The sequence below is a fragment of the Luteibacter aegosomatis genome, from assembly GCF_023078455.1.
In the GTDB taxonomy this organism is placed as follows: domain Bacteria; phylum Pseudomonadota; class Gammaproteobacteria; order Xanthomonadales; family Rhodanobacteraceae; genus Luteibacter; species Luteibacter aegosomatis.
The window spans coordinates 4131373-4155056 of record NZ_CP095740.1 but is presented as its reverse complement, the minus strand read 5'-3'; the positions used below and the strand labels follow the sequence as shown (position 1 = coordinate 4155056).

Sequence of the window (23684 nt, the reverse complement as noted above, 5' to 3'; positions counted from 1 at the left end):
CGATCCGGCATTGTCCTACAATGCGCCGGTGCCCACCGTAACCCTGACAACGTCCGGCAAGCGATTCGACGCCGCCGGCGACGAAACCGTGCTCGAAGCCGCCCAGCGCGCGGGCATCGCCCTTCCGTATTCCTGCCGCGGCGGCGTCTGCGGCAGTTGCAAGGCCGTCCTGGTCGAAGGCGTTTGCGACTACCCGCGCAACCCGCCCGTGGCGCTCGGTACCGACGCGCGCGCCGACGGGGCCATCCTGCTGTGCCAGGCCGTGCCGCGTGGCGACATCGCCATCCGCGCGCGCGAGATCGCCTCCGTGGAAGACATCCCCCATCGCCGCGTGGATGTCGAGGTGGTGGCGCGGCGCGAGCTCGCGCCGGAGGTGGTGGGCGTCTGGCTGAAGCCGGTCGACGGCTCGCGCCTGAACTGGCTACCCGGGCAATACCTCGACGTGGTACTCGACGACGGCCGGCACCGGCCCTTTTCGATCGCCAGCGGCCCCGTGGACGACGGCAGCATCGAGCTGCACGTGCGCTACGTCCCGGGCGGCGGCTTCACCACGTGGGTCTACGAATCGTTGAAGGTGGGCGACCGGCTGACCATCGAGGCGCCGCTGGGCACCTTCGTGCCGCGCGAGGATTCCGAACGGCCGATGCTGTTCATGGCCGGCGGTACGGGATTCGCGCCGGTGAAGGCCATCGTCGAGCATTTCATCGAACTGGGCACGCGGCGGCCGATGCACGTCTACTGGGGCGCGCGGCAGCCCGAAGACCTCTACCTCGTCGATCTGGCTCGCGGATGGGAACGGCGCATGCCGGGGCTGCGATTCACGCCCGTGCTGTCGGACATCGACGCGGCGTGGGAGGCGGGGATACGCGCCGGCCTCGTGCACGAGGCCCTGCTGGAAGACCATCCGGACCTGTCGGGCTTCGACGTCTACATGAGCGGCCCGCCGCCGATGATCGAACTGGCCCGCCAGCATTTCGCCGGGTCGGGCCTGCCGGACGACCGCCTGTATTTCGACTCGTTCGAGCTGGCGCCGGACGTGCTGGCGGAGATATTGCGTAGCCGGGCGGGGATTCACGGGCTTTGAGTCCCGGCTACCTGGATTCGCCGATACGATCGGCTCCCACCCCTCTGGTAGCAAGGCGGCTACCGAAGGGGTGGGAGCCGATCGTATCGGCGAAGTCGGTCGCGATACCGCTTATTTCTTGCCCTTGGCCACCGGCAACTGCGCGTTCTGCCAGGCGTAGGTACCGCCGTCGAGCACGAACACGCGCGGGAAACCGGCCTTGATCAGACGATTGGCCGCCTTGCCCACGCCGCGGCCGTCCTTGTCGACCAGCACCACGGGAAGCTCCTTCGCCTTGCTGAGGTCTTTCTGGGTTTCCGGATCGAACTGGCTCATCGCCACGTTCTTCGCCCCCGGGATGTGGGCCTTCTCGAAGTCGGCGCTGGCCGAGAGGTCGATGATGAGCGGGGTGTCGCGGTTGATGAGCTGGGTGAGCCCGGCCGGCGTCAGGGACTTCCACTTGCGGAACAGGGTGCCGACTTCACCGGCGATCAGGGCGATCAGCAGGACGGCGAACAGCGCCGCCAGCGCCAGGTGATTGCCTGCGAATTCGGGCAACTTGTGCAGTACGTCGTTCATCGGGTCTTCCGAGGCCGCCAGGGTAAAGCGGCCGATTATATCGGTTCAGTGCGGCGAGAAGTCCGGCAGGCCGGTCATCAGGCGCCAGACGCCCTTGTCGCGGTCGTAGTGCCAGCGCTGGCGGTCGATGATCGAGCGCTCGGCCTGGGTGTTGACGTTGACCACGTTGATCTGCACGACCTGGGTCACCTCGTCCTGGCCGTCCGGGTGCGGTCCGGCGCCTTCGTCGTAGGCGGTGACGCGTAGCTGACCGAGCCGGCTCTGCTCCAGCGAGCTCATCGGATGGGCCGTGGCGTAGTCGGGATCGACGAAGCCCTGCGCGTTGGCGAAGTCGCCCCAGCGAATCGCCGACGCGTAACGCATCAGCGTGCTGTTGAGCGCCTCGTTGCGCTTGTCGGTGGCACAGCCGGCCAGGACGGCCAGCAGCAGGGCGAGGGCGGGCAGGGCAATGCGGCGCATGGCGGGTTCCGTCGGGTCGAAAGCCCGGCCATTATGCCCGGCGCTTGGCGACGAAGCGCGCCTCCAGGCTGGCCGCCGGCTTGCCGTCGTCGCCGGGGAGCACGCAGGTGACGTCCACCCGGGCCCGTCCGCGCGCGTCGAGCGTGGCGAAGAACGGGCTCCAGTCGCCACCCGGCGCGAGCCGCGCTTCGGCGCGCAGGTCACCCCATACCGGGGCGAGGTAGCGCACGGTGGAATCGGCCACGAACAGGTCGCAATCGTGGCCGCGTCCGCGCAGCATGGATTCGACCAGGGCCCAGCCCGCCAGGGTCATCAGGCTGGCGAGGCTGCCACCGAAGGCGCAACCCTTGTCGTTGATGTTGGGTGCCAGCGGGGCGGTCATCGCCAGGTGCACGCCGTCGAAGCCGGCGATGCTCACCTGCATGGCGCGGGCGAGGGGAATGCCGTCGAGGATGAAACGCTCGAGGGCCTGCAGGGTGGCATCTGAAGAAGTCATAAGCGGCGCAGTCTACGTGCGTGCCGGTGACGTTCGCACGCGTATGGCGCATGCGATGATGAAAATCATAGACCTTCGGCATGCGTGCCATCGACCGCATGTACGTATGCTCGAAACGTCACCCGCAGGATGCTTTCGTGAGCCGCTCCCAGCCCCTACGCAACGTTACGGTCGTCATCACCCGTCCCGCCGGCACCGCCGGTCCGCTCTCCCGTCGCGTACGCAAGCTCGGAGGCATCCCGGTGGCGGTGCCCGGACTCTCGCTGCGCGCCACGGCCGATGCCTCGGCCACCCACGCGGCGCTGCGTTCGGCGTTGGAAGGCGACATGCTCGTCTTCACCAGCCCGGCCGCCGTGCGTTTCGCCGCCGACCTCCTGCCCCTGGTCACGCGTGCCACGGTGGTGGCCGTCGGGCGGGGTACGGCGCGCGCGTTGAAGGTGGTCGACGTCGCCGAGGTCCGCTTCCCGGAAAACCGGCAGGACAGTGAGGGCGTGCTCGGCATGCCCGAGATGAACGGCATCGCCGGCCGCCGCATCGCCCTCATCGGGGCACCGGGCGGACGGGGCGTGCTGCGCGAGCAACTGGTCGCGCGGGGGGCGCTGTTGGAGGAGATCCACGTCTACCACCGCGTGGCGCCACGCATCGACCGGCGCCACATCGATCCCTTGCTCAAGCTGGGCAAGCGTTCCGCCGTGCTGATTTCCAGCGCCGAGGCCCTGGAGCACCTGCAACGCGCGCTCATCGCCCCGGCCTGGCGCCGGCTCGTGCAGGCGGTGGCGGTGGTCAGCAGCGACCGGTTGAGAGAAATCGCAAAACACGCCGGTTTCGAGCGGGTGACGGTGGCCAAGTCGGCACTGCCCGCCGACCTGCTCGAAGCCGCTTCGGGGATCTCGTTCACCCGACGGTAAGGGATGTCTTCCGTGCGTTCGCGTATGGCCTGCTAGCATGCGGGCCATGACGACCGAGACCCCATCGACCGATACCGCCCCGGCCACGCCGGCCCCGGCCGCCGACGCCGCCTCGCGCCGCCCGGCGAAGCCACCTACAGCCGCGCCCCGCCGTGGCGGCGGCGCGCTGGCGGTGAGCATCCTGCTTTCCCTCGCGGCGCTGGGCGCGGCGGGTTACACGGGCTGGATGGTCTGGAACATGCGCGCCGAACTGGGTGCCGCCAACGGCCTGGGCGGGCAGGTGGGCGAACTGCGCACGCAGGTGGCCGCGCTCACCGAGGAAAACGCCACGTTGCGTCGCCGTGTGAGCGACGCCGACGGTGTGAACCGTTCGGCACGCGAGGAAATGCTGGGCGTGTCCGAGCGCACGAAGAACCTCGAAGACGCGGTCGCCAACCTGTCCGAGCGCAGCCTCAGCGGCCACGACGCGATGCTGCTCGACGAGGCCGAATCGCTGCTTCGCATGGCCAAGGAGCGGTTCGCCCTGTTCGGCGACGCGTCCGGCGCCCTGGCCGCCTACGACCTCGCCGACACGACGCTGGCCGCCGTCAACGACAGCGCATTCGCCGCCGTGCGGCGCAGCCTCGGCGCGGAGCGCGAGGCCCTCGTCGCGATCGAGCCCGCGTCGCGCGCGACCGACCTCGCCACCCTGGCCGACCTGCGCGCCCGCATTCCCACGCTTCCGCTGAAAAACCCCGACGACAAGCCGCGGCAGGGCGAGCGCGATTTCTGGCAGCGCGCCGGCGACGCGCTCGGCAGCATCGTGAAGGTGAGCCACGACGACGGCACGCCGCTCGGCCTGGCCGACGAGCGCATCGCCCGCGAACTCGCCGCGCTCGACGTCGCCCACGCGGAATCCGCCGTGCTCGCGTACGACGATGCCGGTCGCAAGGCCGCGCTCGAGCGCGTGGATGCGAGCCTCGCCGCCCGTTTCGATCCCGCGTCGCCCGACGTGCGCGATGTTCGTGCGCGCATCGCCGCGTTGCTCGCCGGCAAGACGAAAGGCCCGCAGCCGCAGCTCGGCGCCGCCCTGGGCGAACTGCGCAACCTGCGTTCGGTGCATGCGCTCAAGGACACGGCGGCACCCGCGCCCGCGTCGAGCGCCGCCGGCGCCCCGCAGGGGACTACGCCATGAGGCTCTGGCGCTGGATCGTCGGCCTCATTCTCGTCGCCGTATTGGCGGCGTTCGGTTGGCACTGGGTCGCCCAGGATCCGGGCTACGTGCTCGTGCACTGGCGCGGCACCAATGTGCAGATGACGCTGGTCACGCTGGTGGCGATCCTGCTGCTCGCCTGGGCCGTCATCGCGGCCCTCGTGGCCTTGATCCGCTGGCCGTTCGGCGCGTTCACTCGCCGCCAGCGCCACATGAGCCGCCGTCGACTCGCCGACGGCCTGGTCTCGCTGGTGGAAGGCCGCCACGCCGAAGCCGAGCGTGACCTCAACCGCGCCGCGCGGTATTCCTCGGTGCGCGGTCCGGCCTTGCTTGCCGCCGCCGAAGCCGCCGAACGCCACGGGGAATCGACGCGCGCGCTGGAAACCCTCGACGCGGCCGCGCAGGAAACGCCACGCGCCGCGCGCGTGCTGCGTGCGCGCCTGTTGCGTCGTGGCGGCAAGGCCGCCGAAGCGGCGGCACTGCTGGCGCCCGAGGCTGGCACGGCCGCGCTGACGCCCGCCGGTTGGGTCGAATACGCCGAAGCCTCGCTCGAGGCGGGCGATGCGCGCAGTGCCATGCGCGCGCTCGAGCCGTTGCAGAAAAGCGGCGAGTTGGGCGCCCGTGCCTATGCCGAACTGGAGTCGCGCATCCTTGCCGCTTACGTCGGCGCAGCCGCCGACGGCGCCACGCTCGCCACGCTGTGGTCGCAATTGCCCAAGGCGCAGCGTCGCCTGCCCGTGGCCGTCGATGCCTATGCGCGCCAGGCGGCGAAGCACGGGCAGACCATGGCGGCGATGGACGAAATCGAGACCGCGCTGCGTCGCGAATGGTCGTCGCAACTCATCGCCACCTACGGCGCGATGGGCTCGGAAGACATCGAGCAGCGCCTGCGCCGGGCCGAGGCCTGGGTCGATGCGCACCCCAACGACGCTGCCCTGCTCACCGCGCTGGGCCGCATGTGCGTGCGCGTGCGGCTATGGGGCAAGGCCCGCCCCTACCTGGAGCGCGCACTCGCCATCGCACCGAATGCCGATGCCTGGGAGGCATTGGGCGACGTGTATCTCGGCGAGGAACAATCGGAGCTGGCGCAGCGTTGCTACCGTAACGCGCTGGCGCTTTCGCGCGGCGAACTCACCGAAGCCCTGCCTGAATACCGCAGCCGTCGCATCGATACGCGGGTGACGGCGGTGGAAGAGCGCGATCAGCACGGCGTGCCGCGGTTGTCGCCTTGACGTCGCGCGACAACCGATTTCTTTAGTTTTTTTGCGTACCAGTGAATCTCGCAGCTCGTCGTTCGTGCGCGCGCGGGAACCCAGCGCCTCGCGCACGAGCTAGCGACGAGGCCCATCCGGCTCCTGCCAATACCCGTTGCGCAGGCACCACTCGCCACGATCCTTCAACTCGCGGATTTCATCGGCGGCCAGGCCGGCATAAGCATCGGCCCGCGAGAGCTGGTGATACAAATCGAGGCACGTGCGAGGCGTGTCCTCCACCGAGGTGTGGTAAGCCCCGACCACTGCCTTGACGATCTGGAACGCCAGCCAGGCGATCAGCCATAGCCCGTAACCGGGAATCCGGAACCGCCGACGCGGCTTCTTCACCACCGGCCGGTAGGCCTCGGGCGTCGCGCCGCTCTTGCGGTAGTCGGCTTTCGTCGATGGCGGCAGCGCTTCGAAGGCTTCCCGCCAACCGTCGCGCACCGCGGCATCCAAGTGAAGGCCGATCCATAGCGGATACTGCCGACAGAGCGCTTCGATTTCCGGCCAGTAGCGGACCAGCCGGGTTTCCACCGGAAGCGATATGCGCGCGATCAGGGCGAGCCACTGCTTACGCCGGGATTCCGCCAACTGCATCCAGACGCCGCGTTGTGTGAATACCTGCTCGATCCACCGGCCGCCCTGTCCCAGTGCAGCGGTCTGCCCGATGTCCTCCCACTGGAACAGGCGGGTGGCGGCCTCGAACAACGCCGCCCGATGCGGCAACTCGCCGGTCGCGAGCAGGCCGATCAGTCGTTCTTCGAATTCGCCGGGAGCGTCGACGTAACGGGTGCGCAGTGACGCCACGGTGCGTTCGAGTGCGGCGACCGCGCCCACGGCGTCCGTCTTCCTCGCCTCGGCGACAAAGGCGTCGCCCAGCAGGACGGCCGCCTGGCGTGCGTCCGCTTCCGTCGTTTCCGAGGGGTGTTCGGCATGGACCTCGTCCCCGGTTCGGGGCGGGAGCGACTGTGCATGGTCAGGCGAACGGGGTTCGTCATCGCTTTGTTCGCACCATGTGCGAGCGGCTTCATAGGCTTCGCGCAACCGGGCGAAGTCGTCGGGGGCGGCTTCCGGATCGATCGCCCGCAAGGCGTGCGCATAGGCGCGCCGCACGGCGGAAACGTCTGCATAGGGCGGCAGCCCCAGGGTGCGCAGAAACCAGGGCGTCTCGGCCATTATCGGTGCCGCACCCAATGGACCAGTTCCAGGATGGGCTCCGTGACGAAAATGGCCAGGAGCGCGACCGCGACGAAGATCAGGGGCCAGTTTTCCTTCCATGCCCTTCGTAACGAGAACGGCGGTTTTTGCCCGTAGCGACCGGCCCAGGTTTCGCGTATCCGGGAAGTGACGTGGAGTTCGAAGAGCTGCGGATATCGCACGGCCGCGTCGGCCATGGCCGGTCGGAGCGACTCCTGCGGCCGCAAGGCCCCATCACGTGCCGCCTGCTCGAGCAAGGCCAGCACGCGCTGGCCGGCCGGGCTGAGCAGCAGGGCACGCCTTTGCCGTTCCACCGCGTCGATCCAGGCATGCCGCTGCGGTCCGAGCGGAGCGACATGGTTCACGTCGTTCCAGGCGAAATAGGCCCAGGCCGCGCGAAAGACCCTGTCGCGCCGAGGCATCGAGCCGTCGACCAGCCGGTCGACGAGAAGAGCCTGAAACGCGGCGGCGGCATCGATCTGCATGAGGCGCAGGTCGGCGAAGGCTGCATTCAGCGCATGCTCCAGATGCAACGCGTCGTTGTCCTCCACCTGTCGACAAAAGCCGTCGAGCAGGCGACGCGCTTTCTCGACGGAGGTCTCCGTCGTCGGCAAGGTGACATTCGAGACGGGAAGCGGCATGTCATCCGGTGCTGCGGCGGCCGGCAGGTCATCGGCTCGATCGCACCAGGCCCGCGCCGCCTCGTAGGCATCGCGAAGGCGGGCGAACGCGGCCGGATCGGCGGCCTGGTCGATTTCCCTGAGACGAAGGGCGTATGCGCGTTTGATCTCCCGCTCGTCGGTATATGCCGAGAGGCCCAAGGTGGCGAAGAACCAGGGGATAGCCATCGCTTCAGTTCGCCGGATCGGGAGCGAAGAGGTTGTCCGATTCGATCGCCTTCAGCGCCTGGCGGAACAGTTCGGCATCGCGGGCGATCAAGCGCCCATCCTGCGTCGACAGCACTTGTTCGAAGCGGAGAATCATCTTGCCGACGTGGTCGCGCATGTCGCCGAGCAGTTGCTCGTACATCCGCTCGGCGCGGGCGAGCAGCGTGCGGTTTTCCAGCGTGTCCCGCGGATGGATCTTCAGCTCCGCCAGTGCGGCGAGGCGCTTCTGGACCTCGGCGGGCGGCATGTGCGCCTCGCCGCTCTCGATGACCAGGCGCTGCCTCTCGCCGGTGGCGACTACGGTGGCCTCCACTTCGAGGAGGCCGTTGACGTCGTAGGTGAAGCGCAGGTCCACGCCGTCCGCGTGCCCGGGGCCCGGTTGCATGGGAACGGTCAGTTCGCCCAGGAGGATGTTGTCGCGGACCATGCGCGACTCGCCCTGGTACACGCCCAGGCGGATGGACTTCTGCTGCGGCGATATCGGCGAGAAACGCTGCACGCGGCTGACCGGCACCACGGTGTTGCGCTGGATGATCGGCGCGTAGAAACCTTCCGCGTGGGCACCGTTTTCCAGCCGCTGCGCCACGTCGGTGCCGAGCGTGTAAGGGCACACGTCGGTCATCACCGTTTCGTCGAGCGCCGCGTCCTTCATCTTGAGACCCGCCTGTACGGCGGCGCCCAGGGCCACCACCTCGTCGGGATTCAGGCCCACGGCGGGAAAGCGCCCGAACATGCGGGTGGCGAGGGCACGGATCATCGGCATGCGCGTGGCGCCGCCGGCAAGCACCACGTTGTCGAGGTCGGCCGCGCGAATGCGGGCGTCGCGCAGCGCGCGCTCGATGGGCCGCCAGAGTCGGTCGAGCAGGGGCTGGGACAGTTTTTCGAAGGCGTCGGCGTCCAACGTCACGGTGGCGCGGGTGTCCTTCCATTCGACGTCGAAGGTGGCACTGCCTCGTGCGCCGAGTTCGCGCTTGGCCGCCTCCGCGCGGGCAGTGAGCCGCTGCATGAAAACGGCATCGGTTCGGGCCGCCTCGGGGATGCCTTCGGCGAAGGCGCGTTCCACGATCAGGGTGGCGAAGTCCTCGCCGCCGAGCATGTTGTCTCCCGCGCTGGCGCGCACCTCCATCACGCCCTCGAACATCTCCAGGATGGACACGTCGAAGGTGCCGCCGCCCAGGTCGAACACCAGGAACTGCGTTTCCGTCGCACCCTCGTGCAAGCCATAGGCGAGCGCCGCCGCCGTGGGCTCGTTGAGCAGGCGTTCGACCTTCAGGCCGGCCAGCTCCCCGGCTACGCGGGTGGCCTTGCGTTGGGCGTCGGAGAAATAGGCCGGCACGGTGATCACCGCCTCGGTCACGGCCTCGCCGAGGAAGGCTTCCGCATCGTCCTTGAGCGAGCGCAGCACCAGCGCGGAGAGTTCTTCCGGCCGGTAATCCCGGTCGGCGAGCCGTACGGTACGCGCGCTGCCCATGTAGCGCTTGAACAGCGCCGCGGTGCGCTGCGGATGGGTCTGCAAGCGCTCGCGGGCGGCCTCGCCCACGAGTACGCTGCCGTCCTCGTCGATGCCCACGCACGAGGGCGTGAGTACGCCACCCAACGCGTTGGGCACGAGGCGGGGGCCACCGTCCTTCCAGACGGCGACGAGGCTGTGGGTGGTTCCCAGATCGATTCCGATGATCATGCGTGGTCCTGGCGACGGTGGCCGACGCGCGCAGTCGCATCCTGGCGAGCGGTCGCGGCCTCCCGGGAAGGGAGGCGGGCGATCCGGCCGACGTTGGAGCCCCTTACAACGCGGTCAGGTTCGCATAAGCGTAAACCAACCACTTGCTGCCTTCATCCTCGAAGTTCACCTGCACGCGCATGTGGGCACCGGCACCCTCGGCGCTGACGATGGTGCCTTCGCCGAACTTGGGGTGGCTGACGCGCTGTCCGAGGCGGACGGGCAGGGGTTCGTCGAGGGAGGGGCCGGCGAAGCGGTCGGCATAGGCCGGGCGGGACACCTGCACGCGGGGCCGCAACTCGTCGATCAGCTCGGCCGGGATCTCGCCGAGGAAGCGCGAGGGACGGGCCAGCATCTCGGTGCCGTGCATGCGCCGGGATTCCGCGTGCGATACGAACAGCTTCACGCGGGCGCGGGTGATGCCCACGTAGGCGAGGCGACGCTCTTCCTCCAGGCGGTTTTCCTCCTCGGTGGACCGCTGGCTGGGAAAGAGGCCTTCCTCCATGCCCACCAGGAACACCACGGGAAACTCCAGGCCCTTCGCCGAATGCAGGGTCATCAGCTGCACGCAGTCGTCCCAGGCCTCGCCCTGGCCCTCGCCGGCCTCCAGCGCCGCGTGGGACAGGAAAGCGGAGAGTTCGTTGAGGCCCGCGTCGACGTCTTCGGGCGTCATCTCGAAACGGCTGGCGACGTTGACGAGCTCGTCGAGGTTCTCCACGCGCGCCTCGCCGTTGCCGCGCTTGTCGTTTTCGTAGAAGTCGCGCAGGCCCGTATGCACGATGGCGTGCTCGATCTGTTCGGCGAGCACGAGCGCCGAGGGCTCTTCGCCGTCGCCGTCGTGGCCGTTGAAGGTGCGCTGCAGGTTGTCGATGAGACCCACGAAGGCCTTGATGGCGTTCTTGGCGCGGCCCGCGAGCGACCCCGTGGACACTTCGTTGAGCGCGGCTTCCCACATCGAACTGCTTTCGCCGCGCGCGCGACGGCGCAGCTCGTCGAGGGTGCGGTCGCCGATGCCACGCGGCGGCGTGTTCACCGCGCGCTCGAACGCGGCGTCGTCGTGGCGGTTGGAAGCCAGGCGCAGGTAGGCCAGGGCGTCCTTGATTTCGGCACGCTCGAAGAAGCGCAATCCGCCGTACACGCGATAGGGCAGGTCGCGCTGGATGAGCTGTTCTTCGAAATTGCGCGATTGCGCGTTGGAACGGTAGAGGATGGCGCAATCGCGCGCGTTGCCGTGTTCGGCGATGTGCTCGCGGATGCGCTCGATGACGAAGCGCGCTTCATCCTGCTCGTTGTAGGCGGCGTAGAGCGCGATGCGGTCGCCCTCGTCGCCGTCGGTCCACAGCTGCTTGCCGAGGCGGCCGCCGTTGCGCGCGATGACCGCGTTGGCGGCGTTGAGGATCGTCGAGGTGGAGCGGTAGTTCTGCTCCAGGCGGATCGTCTTCGCGCCGGGGAAGTCGTTGAGGAACTGCTGCACGTTTTCCACGCGCGCACCGCGCCATCCGTAGATGGCCTGGTCGTCGTCGCCCACCACGAAGGCTTGGCCGGTCTGGCCGGCGAGCACGCGGATCCACGCGTATTGCAGGGTGTTGGTGTCCTGGAACTCGTCGATGAGCAGGTAACGCCACCGATCCTGGTAATGGCGCAGCACCTGGGGATCCTTCAGCCACAGCTCGTGCGCGCGCAGCAGCAGCTCGGCGAAATCGACCAGTCCGGCGCGCTGGCACTGCTGTTCGTAGGCCTTGTAGATCTCGACGAAGGTGCGCGTCACCGGGTGGTCGCGATGTTCGATGCCGTCGGGGCGCTTGCCTTCGTCCTTCCACTGGTTGATCTGCCAGGCGGCCTGGCGCGGCGGGAAGCGGGCCTCGTCCAGGCCCATGCCGGCGACCACGCGCTTGATCAGGCGCTGCTGGTCGTCTGAATCGAGGATCTGGAAACCCTCCACGAGGCCGGCCTCGCGCCAATGGCGGCGCAGCAGGCGATGGGCGATGCCGTGGAACGTGCCCACGGTGAGGCCCTGCGTGCCTCCGGGAATGAGGCCGTCGAGACGGGCGCGCATCTCGCCCGCCGCCTTGTTGGTGAAGGTGACCGCGAGGATCGCCCAGGGCGGCACGCGCTCGACCTGGGTGAGCCAGCCGATCCGGTGGGTGAGTACGCGGGTTTTGCCCGAGCCGGCGCCCGCGAGGATCAGGTAATGGCCCGGCGCGGCACTGACGGCCTCGCGCTGGGCCTCGTTGAGGTCGTCGAGAAGGTGGGAGACATCCATTCTCCCATTGTAACGGGCCGGGCTCAGCGTTTCCGCGCGATGCCCGCCACCGCGACGATGCCGCCGATCACGATGCCGGCGATGCCCACCCATTGCGGCACGGACTTGTCGTGCGTGGCGGTGATCTTGGCCGAGCCGACCTGCGCCAGGGTATCGGTCTTGCTGTAGCTGCCGTTGCCGGCGACGACCCAGATGCCCAGGCCGATGAGGATGACGCCGACGATGATGAGTCCTGCGCGCATGGATGTGCCTCCTGTTTGGGTGGAACGGAGGATGCACTGACAAATGTGAAGGCAAAAAAAAGCCCCGGAAGCCAGGGGAGCTTCCGGGGCCCGGGGAGCGGCCGGCCCAGGGGAAAGCCGGGTCGCTCCGAGGTTGTCCCAGGGAGGTGGGACACACCGATGCGGACGCCGTTGCGTACGTCCGAAGCTATAGACGTCCGGGGCGGGGCAAAGTTGCAGGCGAGGGCGAAAAAAGTTACCCGGGGTTCATTTAACGTATTGCCAACGAATTGGACCGGGGCGGTGGCCCGGCCCACGCCTTGTCGCCTGCAACCGGTTCATTCGCTTCCAGCGAATGCGTGTATCCACGCGCCTTCGGCGCGAAGCGCGATGCGGACCGAGGCGGTCGCCCCGGACGCGCGCGCTGTCGGCCGCACGTCGCCCGTCCCCTTCGGAGCGCGGACCTCTACGCGGGATTCTTCGACTCGACATCCTGTCTCGGCGAAGAACGCCGGTCATCCTGACCGGCGCCCCTGCGGGGTCTCTTCCGCTTCGAGGTCCTCGGGCGCCTAACGCGGCCGACAGGGCGCGCGGCCGGGGCTCTTTCGGCGGTGCGGTGTCGGGTGAGTCGGTGATGTTGTGGGAGACGATTTCGTCGGCGATTCAAGCGTGCGACATGCTCGCGGCGCGAAGATCAAGAGCCGATGGAACGTTGTCGCTCCCTCGGACGAGAGGCGCTGGGTTCCTGCGTGCGTGTACAGACCGGGCACATGGTGAACAGGTGTGCCAGGACATGGTGGACACTTTAGTCCAGGTCTCGCAGGTTGACGGTGTCGAGCCAGTGATGACGGAAATACAGGTCATAGATGCCGTCCTGCCCGTCCTGCGGGCGGGCGGCGATGATCTGGGCCTTCAGGGCCGACGACACCGTCAGAGGATGGCCCAGCAGCTGGGTTCGACCTCGCTGGTCGACATGTAACCGCAAGTCATCCGGGCCGTACTCAAACGCCGCGATCCGCTCGGGAAAGGCGCGCGGACTGATCCGGTAACGCTGCACCGGCGTGACCATGCCGATGCCTTCGTGCGGACGCACGTGGTTGTAGATCTCCCGCCAGTGATCCAGCGCCAGGCCCAGCTCCCTGAGGTTGAGGAAAGCCCGGCCGCGCAGCACCTCCACGTCCAGGCTTCGGTGGAAACGCTCGTCCTTGCCGTTGGTCTGGGGATGGAACGGACGGCTGAAACTCACGTGGATACCCAGCTCCACCAGCCACACCGACAAGGTCGACAGATGGCGTGCCGGGCCGTTGCCCACGCCCCACGGCGTGCCGTTGTCCATGTTCATGCGCAACGGCAGCCCGTAGCGACGAAACGCCGCCGTGAGCAGGCGTCGTACCGTCAGGCCTGTCTTATCGGCGTTGTTGGCCAGCACCAGGTTGAAACGGGAGTGATCGTCGAGCACGGTCAACGGATCGCACTGGCCCGCCCCCACCGGCACCGATCCCTTGAAGTCCATCTGCCACAGATCGTTAGGCGCGCTGTGCTCGAAGCGCTGCCAGGGCGTGATCACCGCCTCGGTGGGGCGCCACAGCAGGCCATGGCGACGCAGGATGTGGGTGATCGTGCTGGGCGCGGGCGCATCGCAACCTTCCCCGTTCCAGCACCTTGGCCAGCTTGCGCCCGCCCCAATGGGGATAAGTGTGCCGCAGCGCCAGGATACGGGCTTCGGTCTCGGCCGCCGTCTGCCCAGGACTGCGGTGCGGACGACGTGACCGGTCCGCCAGCGGCTCCGCGGCCGCCTCCCGGCGGAGCCATTTATAGCCGGTCGTCCGGCTGATCCCGAACCGCCGGCACAGCGGCGCCACGGGCTGGTCCGGGCGCCGGGCCAGGGCGAGAAACTCGGCACGCAAACTCATGACTGACGCTTCCTTCCAGGGCATGGGATGGGCCTCTGGCCGCCACAGGTTGGCGGTCGAGGTGTAAACCATGTCCTGGCACACCTGTCAGCTATGTGTCCGGTCTATACACGTGCGCAGGAACGACGGGCTACAAGAATGACCGTGGCGTATAACCCCCTCACGTCGTTCCTGCGCACGCAGGAACCCAGTGCGGTGCATGCGGGCAAGCGACACGCTCACCTACGCCTTGTCCCACTGCATCCGCCCGTGCGCCTGCATCGCACACCGCGTACCCATCGCCGTCAACGTACTGACCGCACCCAGTGCCAACGCCATCCGCTGCCGATCCGGCAACTCCGTCTCCTGCATCGATTCCACCAACAGGTCGGTCACCCCACGTGCGTACTGCAACCACTCCGCCGCACGGTTCAAAAGCTCATCCACCGTCGCATCCGCATCGAACGTCAAACACTCATCCATAGAAACTTCTCCAAGGTGCGGCACGCCACCAACGACGTGCCGCAATGAAACACATCGCCCAAGGCCATGAGATCTCACCGGCCCGCCCGTGACCGGGCGCCGGAAGCACTTTGATCGAGGAAGCAGGCGACGCCCTACCGCGTCTTACGGGCGCACGTGACTACGCCGGGTAAGAACGGCAAGAAACATCTCAAGCCCGAACGGCGGGCGCCGCGGTTCGTCAACCGTGTCTGGAGGAACGCCAGACGGCCCGGTAACCGTTGAGGGTGTCGCCGCGGGGAAGCGGCAAGCGGGGTAATGCCTTAGACTTCGACATAGCCGAATCAACTCCATTCAAGTTGGTTGGGTCAGCGGGCCTCGCGGTGTGCTACCACCCTTGGCCCGCGCTTCTCACCGCATCGAGCGATGGTTGCCTGCGCAGCGCATTCGACACACGGCGCAGGCAACGACACGAAACTACCAAAACACGTCCGTGTTGTATGTAGTCGCCTGATATCCATATCGGCCGACGCCTGCTACCGAAGGGGTGGGAGCCGATCGTATCGGCGAATCCTGCGAAGCACACGCCCCTCATTCGAGACAACTTTGAGTTGTTTCGTAAACATCGCGCCGAGCCCAACGTCGCAAGCACATCGACGAACCCGGCATCAGCCCGCCACCGATGCCGAATCCGCTCACGCCGGTTTGCAAAGCGGGCGTCGAAAACCAAGGCATGACGCGAAGGAGGGCGAGCCGCCGAGGACGCCCGAATCATCGCCTACCGTCGTGACCCGGATGACGTTCATTGCAACGCATGCATCGGTGGATGCTGCGCAGGCCATGACGGTGACGTATGAGCGATCGTACGAGGGATTCGAACAGATCAAACGGGAGCAGCGGTCGCAGGACCTGGCTTTCGAAGAGCAAAGAAGCTATTCGCGGCAGCAAAGGCGCGGCATGACGCTTCATTGAATTCGGGTCCCGGAAAGAGGGCGCGACCGGTCGTGGACATTCGTGCGCCGCGCTTGAGCTGCCGAGTTAGCCGGGGCGATGAGGTTCAACCCGTACAAGGGACGCCGTTGCCGGAGCGTGGTGAGCAAGCGCTTCGCGGGACTCGCCGATGCGATCGGCTCCCACCCCTCGGTCGCCGGGTTGACTCGCTACCGAAGGGTGGGAGGGGACCGTGTCCGCGATACCTGCGACGCGAAACGCCTTAGTGCGCTTCGTCCCAGTTCGCACCCGCCCCGATGCTCACCTCCAACGGCACGCTCAGTTGCGCCGCGCCGGTCATGAGCCTTTCGATGTTCGCGCGAACGTCGTCGACCGCATCCTCGCGCACTTCGAACACCAGTTCGTCGTGCACCTGCATGAGCAGGCGCACGTCGTCGCGCGGTTCGATCCAGGTGGCCACGGCGATCATGGCGCGCTTGATGATGTCGGCCGCCGTGCCCTGCATGGGCGCGTTGATGGCCGCGCGTTCCGCGCCGGCGCGATGGGCCTGGTTGCGGGAACTGAGGTTTTCCAGGTACAGGCGACGGCCGAACAGTGTTTCGACGTAGCCGTTCCGGTGCGCGCTTTCGCGGGTGTCGTCCATGAACTGGCGCACGCCCGGGTACCGCGAGAAATACAGACCGATGTAATCGGACGCCTCGCCGCGGTCCACGCCGAGCTGGCGCGCGAGGCCGAACGCGCTCATGCCGTACATCAGGCCGAAGTTGATCGCCTTGGCCGCGCGTCGTTGGTTGGTGGTCACCTCCTCCGGCGGCACGCCGAAGACCTCGGCCGCGGTGGCGCGGTGCACGTCGCCGCCTTCGGTGAAGGCACGCACCAGGCCTTCGTCCCGCGACAGGTGCGCCATGATGCGCAATTCGATCTGTGAGTAATCGGCCGCGACGATGCGCCAGCCGGGCGGCGCCACGAACGCCTGGCGGATGCGCCGGCCTTCTTCGGTGCGCACCGGGATGTTCTGCAGGTTGGGATCGGACGAGCTGATTCGCCCCGTGGCGACGGCCCCCTGGTGGTAGCTGGTGTGCACGCGGCCGGTGCGTGGGTTGACGATGCCGGCCAGCTTGTCGGTGTAGGTGGAGCGCAGCTTGGCGAGGCCCCGATAGTCGAGGATCAGGCGCGGCAGCTCATGCGCGTCGGCGATGGCTTCCAGTGCCTCCTCGTTGGTGGACGGCTGGCCTTTCGGTGTCTTCACCTTCGCGGGCAGGCCCAGTTCGTCGAAGAGCACGGCCTGCAACTGCTTGGGCGAATCGAGGTTGAACTCGTGCCCCGCCGACGCGTAGGCCTGCTGTTGCAGTTCGAGCATGCGCTTGCCCAGGTGCTGGCTCTGCTTGCGCAGTTCGTTGGCGTCGATGAGCACGCCGGTGCGTTCCATCTTCGCCAGCACGGGTACCAGCGGAATCTCGATGTCGCGGTACACCGACTGCAGCGAAGGCACGGCTTCGAGTTGCGGCCACAGGGCCTGGTGAAGGCGCAGGGTGATGTCGGCGTCTTCGGCGGCGTAGCGGCAGGCGGTGTCGCAATCGACCTGCGAGAACGGAATCTGCTTCGCCCCCTTGCCGGCCACTTCCTCGTATTTGATGGTGGTGTAGCCGAGGTACTTCTGCGCCAGCGAATCCATGTCGTGGCGCGTGGCGGTGGCGTTGAGGACGTACGACTCCAGCATCGTGTCGTGGGCGAGGCCGCGCAGCGCGATGCCGTAGTGCGAGAGCACGTTGACGTCGTACTTGCCGTGCTGGCCCACCTTCGGGCGAGCCGGATCTTCCAGGATGGGTTTGAGCGCGCCGAGCACGTGGTCCATCGGCAGCTGCGACGGCGCGCCCGGGTAGTCGTGCGCGAGCGGCACGTAGGCGGCCTTGCCCGGCTCCACGGCCAGCGACAGGCCGACGATGTCGGCCATCATCGCGTCGATGCTGGTGGTCTCGGTATCGAAGGCGATCAGCGGCGCGGTTTCCAGCTTTTCCAGCCAGGCCGCGAGGCGCTCTTCGGTGGCGACCAGTTCGTATTCGACGTCGACCTCGGCGGCCGGAACGAGCGGCGCCTGCGCGGGCACCGCGGCGGGCGGTGCCGCGGATTCGGAAGGCGCGGCCGCGTCGAGATCCTTCAGCGCCGCCTTGAAGTCGTAGCGTTCGTACAACTCGCGCAACGCATCCACGTCGCGTTCGCGCATGGTCAGGTCGGTGGGCCCGTGGTCGAGCGGCACGTCGGTGCGGATGGTCACCAATTCGCGCGACAACGGCAGGCGGGGCAGGGCGGCGCGAAGGTTTTCGCCGATCTTGCCGCCGATCCGGTCGGCGTTGGCCATGAGCGCGTCGAGGTCGGAATATTCGGCCAACCACTTCGCGGCGGTTTTCGGGCCACACTTTTCCACCCCGGGCACGTTGTCGATGGAATCGCCGGTGAGGGTGAGGAAGTCGACGATCTGCTCCGGGCGCACGCCGAATTTCTCGATCACCCCATCGATGTCCATCGTGGTGTTGCTCATCGTGTTGATGAGCACCACGTGCGCGCCCACCAGCTGGGCGAAATCCTTGTCGCCGGTGGAGATCACGGTGTCGATGCCTGCCTCGCGGGCCTTGTGCGCGAGCGTGCCGATCACGTCGTCGGCCTCCACGCCCGGTACGCAGAGCATGGGAAAGCCCAGGGCCGACACGATCTTCATCATCGGCTCGACCTGCGCGCGCAGGTCGTCGGGCATGGAAGGCCGATTGGCCTTGTAGTCGGGGTAGAGGTCGTCGCGGAAGGTGCGCCCCGGCGCATCCAGCACGAAGGCCACGTAGTCGGAGCCGGCCTTCATGGTGGTGCGCAACATGTTGACGATGCCGAACAGCGCCCCGGTGGGTTCGCCGTGGGCATTGGTCAGCGGAGGGAGCGCGTGGAACGCGCGATACAGGTACGAGGACCCGTCGATGAGGGTGAGCGTAGGCATGCGTCGATTCTCGCATGGAGGGGCGTCGACCGCCTGTTCACGTGGCCGCGGGGGATCGGCTTGGTATGCTCTCAACCCCGTACGGAGACTCCCTCATGAACCGCTCGCATGCCCTCGTCGCCGCGCTCGCCCTCGCCCTGGCGTTGCCCGCCGCGGCGCAGACCGCCAAGGCCCCTCAACTGAAGACCCTGCCGCCCCCGGCGTTGAACGATCCGGGCGTGAAGCCGGGCGAGCCGGACCGCTCGGGGCAGAAGCCGGTGGAACGCCCGGTGCCGTACGACCAGGCCGAGGAGACGCAGTCGACCCCGGCCACGTCCGATGCGATGGGGCGTACGGTGTCGGCCGATAACCTTCCCGCGATGGACGCCCGTGGCAACCCGCCGCCGGAAGTCACCATTCACCAGGAGGGCGACAACCGCGTCGAGGAGTACCGTTCGGGCGGCAAGCTTTTCCAGGTGGTCGTTACGCCCAAGAACGGCGTGCCGCAGTACTACTCGGTCGACGACGAGGGGCGTCGTCATGCGGTGGGTGGCCGAAATGGGCCGGTGAGCCCGACGCAGTACAAGGTTTACGAGTGGGGTAATGCGCCCAAGCCCGCCGGGGAAAACTGAGATGGCATGCATCGCGGACAGGGTCCGCTCCCACCCTTCGGTAGCAAAGGCTACTGACGACGTGTGGGAGCGGACCTTGTCCGCGATTCGATCGGGCGATCACCCATCCAGTTCGGCGTAATGCCGGAAGATCCCCGTCTCGTTGAACGGCACGCGCCGTTCCGAGGCGAGATACGCCGCGACGTTCGGCCGATCGGCCACGCGTTTCGCCAGATCGCGCAGCAACGGAATCTTCTGCTTCGCCATCGCCTTGGGAAAGGCGTACTCCAGTCCCGCCATCACCTGGAACAGCGACAAATCCACGTAGGAATGCTCACGTAGCGGAAACCGCCCGCCGCCGCGTTCGATCGCTTTCTCGAAGTACCCGAGGAACTTCGGGATGCGCGACTCGCGAAAATCCTTCGAACGGCGTTTCGCCTCGGCGCGCTGGTCTTCGTAGTACAACCCGCTCGCTACCGGATGGTGCGTATCGTGCGCTTCGGCCACGAGATCGGTGATGGTCAGTTCCAGTTGGTGGGCGTAGATGCGCTTCGGTTCGCTCTCGGGCACGAGCCCGTGGCGAGGCCCCAGGTAGTGCAGGATGTTCGCCACCTGCGCGATCACCAGCCGTCCGCTCTTGAGGATCGGCGGCGCGAAGGGCAGGGCGCCGTCTTCCTTGCCGTCGAGGAACGGCATCATCGCGTCGTCGCCCTCGATCCGCGCGACGTCGGTGTACGCCGCCCCGGCATCCTCCAGGCAGAGGCGGACGAATTCCCCCCGCCCCTGCAATCCGGTCCAGTAATACAGCTGGTAGCTCATCGAAGCACCTCGTGGTCCGAAAGACACGAGCATGGCGGGCGCGCGTTCAAGCGAGCGTGAGCGCGACCTCGCGGAAGGCGTCCCAGGCGGTCTGCGCGGGAGGCGACAGGGAGCGGGCGCGGCGACGTAGCAGGGTGACCTCGCGCCGTACCTCGGGCTCCAGGCGAAGCACCGTGAGCCCCGGCCGCAAGGCGTCCAGCGAAAGCGCGGGCGTCACCGTCAGGCCGAGCCCGGCTTCCACCATGCGGAAGGCGGTATAGGGATGCCCCACTTCGAGCGCCACCCGCATGGGCAGCCGCCGTTCGGCGAAAGCCGCGTCGATGAGGCGGCGGCTGCCCGAGGCGTAGTCGAGCAGCACCAGCGGCTCGTCGACCAGCGTCCGCCATGTCGTGGACGGGTGCGCGGCAAGGGCGTGGTCGTCGCGACACACCAGGCGGAACGGATCGCGCAGGATCGTTTCCGCATCGAACTCCTCCCGGGTGGCCGGCTCCACCGTGAGGCCGAAGTCCACTTCGCCGCCGCGCACGGCGTCGAGCACCTGGGCCTGGTTCTGGTCGCGCAGGAGGATGTCCAGCGAGGGGTGGCGCGCCGCGCACAAGGCGATGCAGGCGGGCACGAGCCCGGCGGAGACCGTCGGCACGGCGGCGATGCGCACGCGGCCGCGCAAGGGGTCGGCCTGCGTCCGCGCGTGGGCGAGCACGCCGTCGAGTTCGTCGAGCACGCGGGCGACCGCCTGCGCCAGGTAACGGCCCGCTTCGGTCGGCACGACCTCTCGGGTGCTGCGATCGAACAGGCGCACGTCCAGTTCGGTTTCCAGGTCGGCGATGAGCCGGCTCACGGCGGGCTGGGTCAGGTGGAGGGCGTCGGCGGCACGCCGGAAATGGCGATGCCCCGCCACGGCGAGGAAGGCGCGGAGCTGACGCATTGAGACATTCATGCGATTAATCTATCACTGAATCAGATAAAACGATTTGTCTTATGAGTGGGTTGGCGGTGCAATAGCGACATTCCCTCGACCGGCTTTCCCGTCATGCGTCGCTTCCTTCCCGATGGATTCACCCTGTCGCTCGTCGCCACCGTGTTGTTGGCGAGCCTCCTGCCCTGCCAGGGCGTGGCGGCCCGGGTGTTCGACGTGGCAACCGACGTCGCCATCGCCCTTCTGTTCTTCCTGCATGGCGCCAAGCTGTCCCGTGACGCCGTGGTGGCGGGCATGACCAACTGGCGCCTCCACCTCACGGTGCTGGCCAGCACCTTCGTGCTGTTTCCCCTGCTGGGCCTGCTGCTGAAGCCGGTGCTCTCGCCGCTCGTCACGCCCGATCTGTATCTTGGCGTCCTGTTCCTGTGCACCTTGCCTTCGACCGTGCAGTCGTCGATCGCCTTCACCTCGATCGCGCGGGGCAACGTGCCGGCGGCCATCGTCGGCGCGTCGGCGTCGAGCCTGCTCGGTATCTTCGTCACGCCGCTGCTGGTGGGCCTGATCATCGCGAACTCCGGGCACGGCGGGCTCTCGTGGCATGCGGTGGGTGCCATCGTCGTGCAGTTGTTCATTCCCTTCGTCGCCGGGCAGGTTGCCCAGCGCTGGATCGGCGACTGGGCGCGCCGTCGCGCGACGCTGCTGAGCTTCGTGGATCGCGGTTCGATCCTGCTGGTGGTGTACACCGCGTTCAGCGCGGCCGTGTTGCAAGGGCTGTGGCATCAGCTGCCGTTGCCGGTGCTCGCGGGCCTGCTCGTTGTGAACGCGGTGCTGCTCGCGCTGGCGCTGTTGGCGACCCGTTACGGCGCGCGTGCGCTGGGTTTCGCGAAGGAGGACGAGATCACCATCGTGTTCTGCGGCTCGAAGAAGAGCCTGGCGTCGGGCGTGCCGATGGCGAAGGTGCTGTTCGCCGGCCATCCGCTGGGGCTGATCGTGTTGCCGATCATGCTGTTCCACCAGATCCAGCTGATGACGTGCGCGGTGCTGGCGCGGCGGTATGCGGTGCGGCGGGAGACAGCCGCCTTCGCACGCTGATTCGCCGATACGATCGGCTCCCACCCCTTCGGTAGCAGGGCTTTCGCGATCCTGCCTACCGAAGGGGTGGGAGCCGATCGTATCGGCGAAGGATGTTCTTCAGTGCCTGAAGTGGCGAATGCCCGTAAACACCATCGCCATCCCATGCTCGTCGGCCGCTTCGATCACTTCGTTGTCGCGCATCGAGCCGCCCGGCTGGATCACCGCCACGATACCCGCCGCCGCGGCGGCATCGATACCGTCGCGGAACGGGAAGAACGCATCGGACGCCATCACGCTGCCCGGTACCACGAGACCAGCTTCCTCCGCCTTCAGCCCGGCGATCTTCGCGCTCACCACACGGCTCATCTGTCCGGCGCCGATGCCGACGGTGCGATGGTCCTTCGCGTAGACGATGGCGTTGGACTTCACCATCTTCGCCACGCGCCAGGCGAACAGGAGGTCGTCGAGTTCGGCCGGGGTCGGCTGGCGCTTGCTCACCACCTTCAGTTCGTCACGCGTCACCTGGCGATGGTCGGCGGTCTGCACCAGCAGGCCCGAGCCCACGCGCTTGACGTCGTGCGTGTTGCGGCCGTCGCCCATCGGGATTTCCAGCACGCGCACGTTGGCTTTCTTCGTGGCTTCTTCCACCGCGCCGGCTTCGACGACGGGAGCGATCAGCACCTCGACGAACTGGCGCTTCAAAATGACCTTCGCGGTTTCCGCGTCGAGCGGGCGGTTGAAGGCGATGATGCCGCCGAACGCCGAGGTGGGATCGGTGGCGTACGCCAGTTCATAGGCGGCCAGCGGATCGGCGGCCACGGCCACGCCGCAGGGATTGGCATGCTTGACGATCACGCAGGCGGGCGCGTCGAACTGGCGCACGCATTCCCACGCGGCATCGGCGTCGGCGATGTTGTTGTACGAGAGCTCCTTGCCCTGCAACTGGCGGAACGTGGCGAGCGTGCCCGGCGCGGGGTAGAGATCGCGATAGAACGCGCCGGCCTGGTGCGGATTCTCGCCGTAGCGCAGGTCCATCACCTTCACGAAGCGGCCGTTCGACTGTTCGGGGAATTCGGCGTGTCCGGCGATGGCGGTATGCGTATCGTCGAGGCTGAGCCCGGAAAGGTAGTCGCTGATCGCGCCGTCGTAGTTCGACACGCGGTTGAACGCGGCCACCGAAAGGCGGAAGCGCGTGGCGCGCGAGAGGCCGCCCTTGCTTTCGATCTCGGCGAGCGCGTCGTCGTACTGCGACGGATCGGTGAGCACGCCGACGTCGTTCCAGTTCTTCGCCGCGGCGCGCAGCATCGCGGGGCCGCCGATGTCGATGTTCTCGATGGCGTTCTCCAGCGTGCACGACGGATCGGCCACGGTGCGTTCGAACGGATAGAGGTTCAGCACGAGCAGGTCGATGGGCAGGATGCCGTGTTCGGCCATCACCGCGTCGTCGGTGCCGCGACGGCCGAGCAGGCCGCCGTGGACCTTCGGGTGCAAGGTCTTGACGCGGCCATCCATGATTTCGGGGAAGCCGGTGAGGTCGCCGACGTCGCGCACGGGAATGCCGGCGTCGCGCAGCGCTTTCGCGGAGCCGCCGGTGGAGAGGATGTCGACGTTGGCCGCGACGAGGCGGCGGGCGAGTTCCGTCAGGCCCTGCTTGTCGGAAACGCTGACGAGCGCGCGGCGGACGGGAACGAGATCGGGCGAGGGCATGGGCGCTTCCGGGGTGGAAAGCGCGCCATTATAGCCGTCCGGACGCCCG

Annotated in this window: 19 protein-coding genes and 1 pseudogene; 6 read left to right on the top strand and 14 right to left on the bottom strand. The window is 67.6% G+C overall.

The genetic code is table 11. The features are described 5' to 3' along the window. Window positions 1-10 precede the first annotated feature (10 nt). Window positions 11-1084, top strand: a complete 1074-nt coding sequence (locus tag L2Y94_RS18670) for a 2Fe-2S iron-sulfur cluster-binding protein (protein WP_247370963.1) — start codon at window positions 11-13, stop codon at window positions 1082-1084. Window positions 1085-1195: 111 nt separating this feature from the next. Here L2Y94_RS18670 and L2Y94_RS18665 read toward each other — a convergent pair whose 3' ends face one another. From L2Y94_RS18665 to L2Y94_RS18655, 3 genes are read right to left on the bottom strand one after another with little or no spacing between them, the layout of a single operon-like run. Further along, window positions 1196-1642, bottom strand: a complete 447-nt coding sequence (locus L2Y94_RS18665) for a rhodanese-like domain-containing protein (protein ID WP_247370961.1) — start codon at window positions 1640-1642, stop codon at window positions 1196-1198. Window positions 1643-1687: 45 nt separating this feature from the next. Continuing rightward, entirely contained in the window at window positions 1688-2101 is a 414-nt protein-coding gene (locus L2Y94_RS18660; RefSeq protein ID WP_247370958.1) for a hypothetical protein, read from the bottom strand. Window positions 2102-2132: 31 nt separating this feature from the next. Next, window positions 2133-2597 (bottom strand): YiiD C-terminal domain-containing protein, encoded by a 465-nt coding sequence (locus L2Y94_RS18655; RefSeq protein ID WP_247370956.1) that lies wholly within the window; start codon window positions 2595-2597, stop codon window positions 2133-2135. 137 nt (window positions 2598-2734) lie between these two features. Here L2Y94_RS18655 and L2Y94_RS18650 point away from each other — a divergent pair, with 137 nt between their 5' ends. Genes L2Y94_RS18650 through L2Y94_RS18640 form a run of 3 tightly spaced genes read left to right on the top strand, consistent with a single transcriptional unit; the run spans window position 2735 to window position 5929 of the window. Then, window positions 2735-3505, top strand: coding sequence for a uroporphyrinogen-III synthase (locus L2Y94_RS18650; protein ID WP_247370953.1), 771 nt, complete (start codon window positions 2735-2737; stop codon window positions 3503-3505). A 46-nt stretch (window positions 3506-3551) separates the two neighbouring features. Continuing rightward, a complete protein-coding gene (locus tag L2Y94_RS18645) occupies window positions 3552-4679 on the top strand; it encodes a uroporphyrinogen-III C-methyltransferase (RefSeq protein ID WP_247370950.1) in 1128 nt (375 codons plus the stop codon). Next, a complete protein-coding gene (locus L2Y94_RS18640; protein WP_247370949.1) occupies window positions 4676-5929 on the top strand; it encodes a heme biosynthesis HemY N-terminal domain-containing protein in 1254 nt (417 codons plus the stop codon). The genes L2Y94_RS18645 and L2Y94_RS18640 overlap by 4 nt, the downstream gene beginning before the upstream one ends. A gap of 99 nt (window positions 5930-6028) precedes the next feature. Here the strand turns inward: L2Y94_RS18640 and L2Y94_RS18635 are convergent, their stop codons facing one another. The 8 genes and pseudogenes from L2Y94_RS18635 to polA all read right to left on the bottom strand — a co-directional run bounded on the left by L2Y94_RS18635 (window position 6029) and on the right by polA (window position 18529). Continuing rightward, on the bottom strand, window positions 6029-7129 hold the full coding sequence (locus L2Y94_RS18635) for a hypothetical protein (protein WP_247370946.1): 1101 nt from the start codon (window positions 7127-7129) through the stop codon (window positions 6029-6031). Beyond that, a complete protein-coding gene (locus tag L2Y94_RS18630; RefSeq protein ID WP_247370943.1) occupies window positions 7129-7998 on the bottom strand; it encodes a J domain-containing protein in 870 nt (289 codons plus the stop codon). Before L2Y94_RS18630 ends, L2Y94_RS18635 begins: the two co-directional genes overlap by 1 nt. A 4-nt stretch (window positions 7999-8002) precedes the next feature. After that, window positions 8003-9718 carry an Hsp70 family protein gene (locus L2Y94_RS18625; RefSeq protein ID WP_247370940.1) on the bottom strand — a complete coding sequence of 572 codons (1716 nt, stop codon included), beginning with the start codon at window positions 9716-9718 and terminating at the stop codon, window positions 8003-8005. 103 nt (window positions 9719-9821) lie between these two features. After that, window positions 9822-12020, bottom strand: coding sequence for a DNA helicase II (gene uvrD / locus L2Y94_RS18620; protein WP_247370937.1), 2199 nt, complete (start codon window positions 12018-12020; stop codon window positions 9822-9824). A 23-nt stretch (window positions 12021-12043) separates the two neighbouring features. Next, window positions 12044-12262: a hypothetical protein gene (locus L2Y94_RS18615; RefSeq protein WP_247370935.1), complete on the bottom strand. Its 219-nt coding sequence runs from the start codon at window positions 12260-12262 to the stop codon at window positions 12044-12046. Window positions 12263-13046: 784 nt separating this feature from the next. Then, window positions 13047-14178: pseudogene (locus L2Y94_RS18610) on the bottom strand (IS481 family transposase). 198 nt (window positions 14179-14376) lie between these two features. Further along, complete coding sequence (locus tag L2Y94_RS18605; RefSeq protein WP_247370933.1) at window positions 14377-14616, bottom strand: hypothetical protein; 240 nt, start codon at window positions 14614-14616, stop codon at window positions 14377-14379. A 1192-nt stretch (window positions 14617-15808) separates the two neighbouring features. Continuing rightward, a complete protein-coding gene (polA, locus tag L2Y94_RS18600) occupies window positions 15809-18529 on the bottom strand; it encodes a DNA polymerase I (protein ID WP_247370930.1) in 2721 nt (906 codons plus the stop codon). A gap of 95 nt (window positions 18530-18624) precedes the next feature. On the opposite strand from polA, the gene L2Y94_RS18595 reads away from it, so the two are divergent. After that, window positions 18625-19140 (top strand): DUF2782 domain-containing protein, encoded by a 516-nt coding sequence (locus tag L2Y94_RS18595; RefSeq protein ID WP_247370927.1) that lies wholly within the window; start codon window positions 18625-18627, stop codon window positions 19138-19140. A 99-nt stretch (window positions 19141-19239) separates the two neighbouring features. Here L2Y94_RS18595 and L2Y94_RS18590 read toward each other — a convergent pair whose 3' ends face one another. Next, window positions 19240-19938 carry a glutathione S-transferase gene (locus L2Y94_RS18590; RefSeq protein ID WP_247370924.1) on the bottom strand — a complete coding sequence of 233 codons (699 nt, stop codon included), beginning with the start codon at window positions 19936-19938 and terminating at the stop codon, window positions 19240-19242. A 46-nt stretch (window positions 19939-19984) separates the two neighbouring features. After that, on the bottom strand, window positions 19985-20863 hold the full coding sequence (locus L2Y94_RS18585; RefSeq protein WP_247370921.1) for a LysR family transcriptional regulator: 879 nt from the start codon (window positions 20861-20863) through the stop codon (window positions 19985-19987). 105 nt (window positions 20864-20968) lie between these two features. Here L2Y94_RS18585 and L2Y94_RS18580 point away from each other — a divergent pair, with 105 nt between their 5' ends. Beyond that, a complete protein-coding gene (locus L2Y94_RS18580) occupies window positions 20969-21946 on the top strand; it encodes a bile acid:sodium symporter family protein (RefSeq protein ID WP_247370919.1) in 978 nt (325 codons plus the stop codon). A gap of 99 nt (window positions 21947-22045) precedes the next feature. Here L2Y94_RS18580 and purH read toward each other — a convergent pair whose 3' ends face one another. Beyond that, window positions 22046-23635, bottom strand: coding sequence for a bifunctional phosphoribosylaminoimidazolecarboxamide formyltransferase/IMP cyclohydrolase (purH, locus tag L2Y94_RS18575; RefSeq protein ID WP_247370917.1), 1590 nt, complete (start codon window positions 23633-23635; stop codon window positions 22046-22048). Window positions 23636-23684: the final 49 nt, after the last annotated feature.